This is a genomic window from Chimaeribacter arupi, assembly GCF_002858805.1.
GTDB lineage: Bacteria > Pseudomonadota > Gammaproteobacteria > Enterobacterales > Enterobacteriaceae > Chimaeribacter > Chimaeribacter arupi.
Window position 1 is genome coordinate 119676 of record NZ_PJZI01000013.1, and the last position, 6185, is coordinate 125860.

The window sequence follows — 6185 nt, forward strand, 5'->3', positions numbered from 1 at the left end:
CCGCCGGGGGCTAATTATACTGCAGGGATTTGCGTAACTGGCTGGGGCTGACGCCAAACGCTTTTTTAAACGAGGTAGAAAAGTTGTTGCTGTCGCTGAAACCGCAGGCAAACGCAATCTCCGTCAGCGTGTCATCCGTGGATTGAATCTGGTATTTCGCCCGGTTCAGCCGCAGGGTATTGAGGTATTTTTGCGGCGTCTGGCCGGTATGGCTGAGGAACTGGCGGTGCAGGGTGCGTGGCGTGATAAAAAAGCGTTCCGCCAGGGCTTCCCAGTTAATCTCATCCTGCGGGTTCTGTTGCAGGTAGAGCAGGATCTGTTGCAGCTTGTCCTGATTGGAACCGGCCGGGGTAATCCGGTAACGCCCCTGGCGCAGCAGCATCAGGATGCGTAAAAACAGCGTCTCCTGGCGGCACTGCTCAATCAACGGCTCTTGTTCGACCTGAAGTTTCATTTCATCCAGCAGGCTTTTCAGCGCTTTTTTCAGCACCGGGCTGATGCTCCAGACGCACCCGTCATCCGGCGAGGGCAGCAGGTGGCTGAAGTTTTTGATAAAGGTAAAGGAAGTATTCGGCCGGTAAAGAATATTCACCAGGCGCAAATCATCCACCTGTTCAAACAGATGGCGATCGTCTGCATTAATGTAAAAGCACATGCCGCAGTTAATGGTGTAAGGGAAATCATTCAGGACGTGTAACCCGCTGCCGCCATCCACAATAAAGATTTCGTTGAAATCGTGGGTATGCTCAGGAAAAGGCTCCTGCGGCTCGCGAAACGCCAGGGCCACGGCATCCTCCTGGCGCGGAAAAAAATCATAGCTGCGCAAGGTATACATGTGGGTCTCTCACTCTGGCCGGGCCACAAAACAGGCGGCCCGCGGTTAGGTAGGTTTTTTAATTAAAACGTATAAATAAAAAAAATAAACTGGCGTTTCATTAAATTGTGACGGCGGTGAGATATTTTATGATTGAACACAAGAAAGGGTGAAAGGGGCGTAAAAGTCCCGTAGATTGCTAACCGTGCGCGATTTCTCTTATACTGAATTACTGTTCTGATTTTTTTGAAACCCATTGAACCGGGGGCCTGAACCAGGCACCGGCGAAGGTAAGGCAACTATGGCAATTGCAGATTTTGATAAACAACCCGATTCCGTGTCCTCCGTCCTTAAGGTGTTCGGCATTCTTCAGGCGCTGGGTGAGGAGCGGGAAATTGGGATTACTGAGCTCTCCCAACGGGTGATGATGTCCAAAAGCACCGTCTATCGCTTTCTGCAAACCATGAAGTCGCTGGGCTATGTGGCGCAGGAAGGGGAGTCAGAAAAGTATTCGCTGACGCTGAAGTTGTTTGAACTGGGGGCCAAGGCGTTGCAAAACGTCGATTTGATCCGCAGTGCTGACATCGAAATGCGTGAGCTGTCGAAGCTGACCAGGGAAACCATCCACCTCGGTGCGCTGGATGAAGACAGCATCGTCTACATCCATAAAATTGACTCCATGTACAACCTGCGCATGTATTCGCGTATCGGCCGCCGCAACCCGCTGCACAGCACGGCCATCGGCAAAGTGTTGCTGGCCTGGCGCGATCGCAAGGACGTGGCGGAAATTTTGAAAGAGGTGGAGTTCACCCGCAGCACCACGCGCACGGTCGGCAGCGCCGATGAGCTGATGCCGGTGCTCGATCTGGTGCGTGAGCAGGGTTACGGTGAAGACAACGAAGAACAGGAAGAGGGGCTTCGTTGCCTGGCGGTGCCGGTATTCGACCGCTTCGGGGTGGTGATTGCCGGCCTGAGCATGTCGTTCCCGACCATCCGCTTCTCGGAAGAGGCGAAAGTGGATTATGTGGCGATGCTGCACACTGCGGCCCGCAACATCTCCGAGCAAATGGGTTACCACGACTACCCGTTCTGATAACGGGATAACCTGATAAAAAAACCGGCGCCTGGAGCGCCGGTTTTTTTGCTGCGTACTCAGCAGGCTTAGCGGTGCGCCAGCTCTGCCGTTTCGTCTGCGTTCATCAGCGATTTGTCCGTCTGGCGCATCAGCTGGCTGGTCACGGTGCCGGCCGTCATGGAGCCGCTGACGTTCAGGGCGGTACGGCCCATATCGATCAGCGGTTCGACGGAGATCAGCAGCGCGACCAGCGTCACCGGCAGGCCCATCGCCGGCAGCACAATCAGGGCTGCGAAGGTCGCGCCGCCACCCACGCCCGCCACACCGGCAGAGCTGAGGGTCACGATGCCGACCAGCGTGGCGATCCAGACCGGGTCAAACGGGTTGATGCCCACGGTCGGGGCGACCATCACGGCCAGCATGGTCGGGTAGAGACCGGCACAGCCGTTCTGCCCGATGGTCGCGCCAAAGGAGGCGGAGAAGCTGGCGATGGATTCCGGGATACCCAGACGGCGGGTTTGCGCTTCCACGCTCAGCGGGATGGTCGCGGCGCTGGAGCGGCTGGTAAAGGCGAAGGTCAGCACCGGCCAGACTTTGCGGAAGAAGCGGCCTGGGTTGACCCCGACACCGGCCAGGAACAGCGCATGAACCACAAACATGATCGCCAGGCCCAGATACGACGCGACCACGAAGCTGCCGAGTTTAATGATGTCCTGCACGTTGGAACCGGCCACCACTTTGGTCATCAGTGCCAGCACGCCATACGGCGTCAGTTTCATCACCAGGCGCACCAGCTTCATCACCCAGGATTGCAGGGTATCGATGGCCACCAGCACGCGCTCGCCTTTGGTTTTGTCATCTTTCAGCAGTTGCAGTGCCGCCACACCCAGGAACGCCGCAAAGATCACCACGCTGATGATGGACGTCGGGCTGGCACCGGTCAGTTCGGCAAACGGGTTTTTCGGCACAAAAGAGAGCAGCAGTTGCGGGACGGTCAAATCCGCCACTTTACCGGCATAATTCGTCTGCAAAGCAGCCAGACGGGCCGTCTCCTGCGCACCCTGCACCAGGCCATCTGCCGTCAGGTTGAACAGCCAGGTCACCAGTACACCCACCAGGGCGGCAATCAGGGTGGTGATCAGCAGGGTACCGATGGTCAGCACACTGATTTTACCCAGCGACGAAGCGTTATGCAGTTTCGCGACGGCGCTCAGGATAGAGGCGAACACCAGCGGCATGACGATCATTTGCAGCAGTTGCACATAACCATTGCCGACGATGTTGAACCAGCTGATTGAGGTTTTCAGGGTTTCGCTGTCTGAGCCATATACGGCTTGCAGGCCAAGGCCGAACAGGACACCCAGCACCAGACCCACCAATACTTTTTTCGCCAGGCTCCAGGCTTTATGGCGGGTTTGCGCCAAAAGCCACAGGAGGGCAATAAAGACCACTACGTTAATCACGAGCGGAAGATTCATACCCAACTCTCCAGAAGTTTCCAATAAACAGTGCATTATTCTCAGGGCACCCGTTTTTTTCAGACGGTTTACCCTGACTTTTGCCTGTGCATAGGGTAACAGGCCGCAATAAAGGCGCTTATAACCAGATCTTATGGCTTATAACTTTTCCTGCAATTCAGGGCGTTATTTAAGCAAAGTGGCGATAAGGCATTCAGATTGAGGTGATGTTCTTCAGAAATTCGCCCAGTGCCGGGAGATGGAGGGTGTCAATAAAGCCCGGCCCTTGCTGCCACCAGACCGCCAGCCCCACCAGCACCAGGCAAAGCGTGCGCTCCAGCTGGTTGCCCCGCTGGCTGTTCAGGATCGGCACACGGAAGCGCCAGCGGCAGGGCCACAGCAGCGGCACACCGGCCGGGGTGAGCATGTCGGCCATAATATGGCTCAGGTAACCAATGATCATCGCGTGCAGCACATCAAGCGGAATGCCCCAGTCAGCCGGCACCTGGGAGCGGAACAGGAAAATACCGCCGGCGACAGCCAGCAAGCTATGGGTAAACCCCCGGTGGCCGCAAAGGCGGGAAATCGGCAGGGAAAGCCATTTCAGACGTTGGCCAAGCAGCGAGTTGGGGTGGTCTATATCCGGCAGCAACGAGGTGACCAACGCACCGGGAATAATATGCCACCAGTCCCCCTGGGCGAGCTCAGGGGAAAGTTCTGCCTTTTTGGCAAAAATGGCACAGGCAACAGAAAAAATGAGATGCCCTTCGGCAGTCATACGACAATCCTGACTGAAAAACTGGTAATTTATCCAGTATAAAACATAATGTTGGCGCGCGGAAGCGGTTACCCTGTAACTATTTGCAAGCGCAATCAGCCAGGGTATGAAAGCAGACAACAGCAGGCGGGCAGCAGGCATAAAAAAACGCGGCCGGAGGCCGCGTTGTCGTGATGCGCAGAGACGTTACCGTGCCAGCCAGCCGCCGTCAACCGCCAGCGTATAGCCGTTCACGTAATCCGACGCCGCGGACGCCAGGAACACCACCGGCCCCATCATATCTTCCGGTACGCCCCAGCGGCCGGCCGGGATGCGGTCCAGGATCGCTTTGCTGCGGTCTTCATCGTCACGCAACTGCTGGGTATTGTTGGTGGCCATGTAACCCGGCGCGATGGCGTTGACGTTGATGTTGTGCTTTGCCCATTCATTGGCCAGCAGCCGGGTCACGCCCATCACCGCACTTTTGGAGGCAGTATAAGACGGGACGCGGATACCGCCCTGGAAAGAGAGCATGGAAGCGATATTAATGATTTTGCCGCCGTTGCCCTGTTTAATGAACTGATGCGCCACCGCCTGGGACAGGAAAAACACGGTTTTGATATTGACGTTCATCACGTCATCCCAGTCCTGCTCGGTGAAGGAGAGCGCATCTTCACGGCGGATGATCCCGGCGTTATTCACCAGAATATCGATCCTGCCGAAGGCGGCGACCGCCTGCTCTACCACCGGGGGGATGACCCCGGTGCTGCTCAGGTCAGCTTTTACCGTCAGAAAACGTCGCCCCAGTGCTTCCACGGCCTGCCGGGTTTCCGTGGGTTCTGACATATTAACGCCCACAATGTCGCAGCCCGCCTGGGCCAGGCCCAGCGCCATGCCCTGGCCCAGGCCGGTGTTGCAGCCTGTGACCATCGCCACCTTATCTTTCAGTTCAAACGCATTCAGCATCATCTCTCGCTTCTCTTGTCAGCAGCCGGATTGGCGCGGGTTATGCCGTCAGCGGCAGGTGCGCAGGTTAGCGCAGATCGGCCACAGCCACGTGGTCCATGTCATCAAATACCTGGTTCTCGCCGATCATGCCCCAGATAAAGGTATAGCGCTTGGTCCCGACGCCGGCATGGATAGACCAGCTTGGCGAGATCACCGCCTGCTCATTGTGCACCAGCAGATGGCGTGTCTCCTGCGGCTCGCCCATCATATGGAAGACCGCGGTCTCTTCGTCCATGTCAAAATAGAAGTAGACTTCCATGCGGCGCTCATGGGTATGGCACGGCATGGTGTTCCACTGGTTGCCGTCCGCCAGTTTGGTCAGCCCCATGGTGAGCTGGCAGGTCGGCAGTACATCCGGCACGATGAATTTGTTGATGGTGCGGCGGTTGCTGGTGGCATCGTCGCCCAGCGTCTGGGGCGAGGCTTCCGCCATGGTAATTTTACGGGTCGGGAAGGTGGTGTGAGCCGGGGCGCTGTTGTAATAGAACTTGGCCGGGCGAGCGGCGTCTACGCTGCTGAAGACCACTTCCTTCGCGCCTTTGCCGACATAAAGCGCTTCTTCAGAGCCGATTTCGAAGGTATCACCATCAACCACGATCAGGCCCGGCCCGCCGATGTTAATGACCCCCAGTTCCCGGCGCTCAAGGAAATAGCTGACGCCCAGTTGCTTACCGACTTCCCCGCCAATCGAGACGCTGTTCTGCACCGGCTTGATGCCGCCGATGATGATGCGGTCGATATGGCTGTAGGTCATGGTGTAGGTGTCGTCTTCAAAGATCTTCTCGATCAGGAATTCCCGGCGCAGGCCGGCAGTATCGAGGTGTTTGGCGTGTTCGCTGTGAATGCTTTGACGGACTTGCATGTCAGTGCCTCTTGAGGGGTAGCGGAGCGGGCGAAGGCCCGTGGGAGGGAATGCACCGGGCAGAGAGGCAGGCCGCGTGGCAGCGACAGCCCGCCTCTCCGGAGTGTGCCCGGTTCATCCTCGTTCTGAAAAAAGCATAAGCCCTGCGGGATGTGAATTCAATAAATATGAAATGATGTTTTATTTATTTTTTGAAGGGCGTCATGCTTTTG

Annotated in this window: 6 protein-coding genes; 1 reads left to right on the forward strand and 5 read right to left on the reverse strand. The window is 56.7% G+C overall.

The features are described from left to right. Positions 1 to 10: 10 nt before the first annotated feature. The gene (rhaS, locus tag CYR52_RS09905) at positions 11 to 835 is read right to left on the reverse strand and encodes an HTH-type transcriptional activator RhaS (protein WP_072930995.1); all 825 of its coding nucleotides are present in this window, start codon (positions 833 to 835) and stop codon (positions 11 to 13) included. A 280-nt stretch (positions 836 to 1115) separates the two neighbouring features. Here rhaS and kdgR point away from each other — a divergent pair, with 280 nt between their 5' ends. Next, complete coding sequence (gene kdgR / locus CYR52_RS09910) at positions 1116 to 1907, forward strand: DNA-binding transcriptional regulator KdgR (RefSeq protein WP_072930994.1); 792 nt, start codon at positions 1116 to 1118, stop codon at positions 1905 to 1907. 68 nt (positions 1908 to 1975) lie between these two features. Here the strand turns inward: kdgR and CYR52_RS09915 are convergent, their stop codons facing one another. From CYR52_RS09915 to kduI, 4 genes are all read right to left on the reverse strand, one after another. Further along, a complete protein-coding gene (locus CYR52_RS09915) occupies positions 1976 to 3367 on the reverse strand; it encodes an L-cystine transporter (protein ID WP_072930992.1) in 1392 nt (463 codons plus the stop codon). A 193-nt stretch (positions 3368 to 3560) separates the two neighbouring features. Then, a complete protein-coding gene (locus tag CYR52_RS09920; RefSeq protein ID WP_072930990.1) occupies positions 3561 to 4124 on the reverse strand; it encodes a metal-dependent hydrolase in 564 nt (187 codons plus the stop codon). A 186-nt stretch (positions 4125 to 4310) separates the two neighbouring features. Beyond that, positions 4311 to 5072 (reverse strand): 2-dehydro-3-deoxy-D-gluconate 5-dehydrogenase KduD, encoded by a 762-nt coding sequence (kduD, locus tag CYR52_RS09925; protein ID WP_101828523.1) that lies wholly within the window; start codon positions 5070 to 5072, stop codon positions 4311 to 4313. Positions 5073 to 5136: 64 nt separating this feature from the next. After that, positions 5137 to 5973: a 5-dehydro-4-deoxy-D-glucuronate isomerase gene (kduI, locus tag CYR52_RS09930; RefSeq protein WP_072930987.1), complete on the reverse strand. Its 837-nt coding sequence runs from the start codon at positions 5971 to 5973 to the stop codon at positions 5137 to 5139. Between the last annotated feature and the right edge of the window lie 212 nt (positions 5974 to 6185).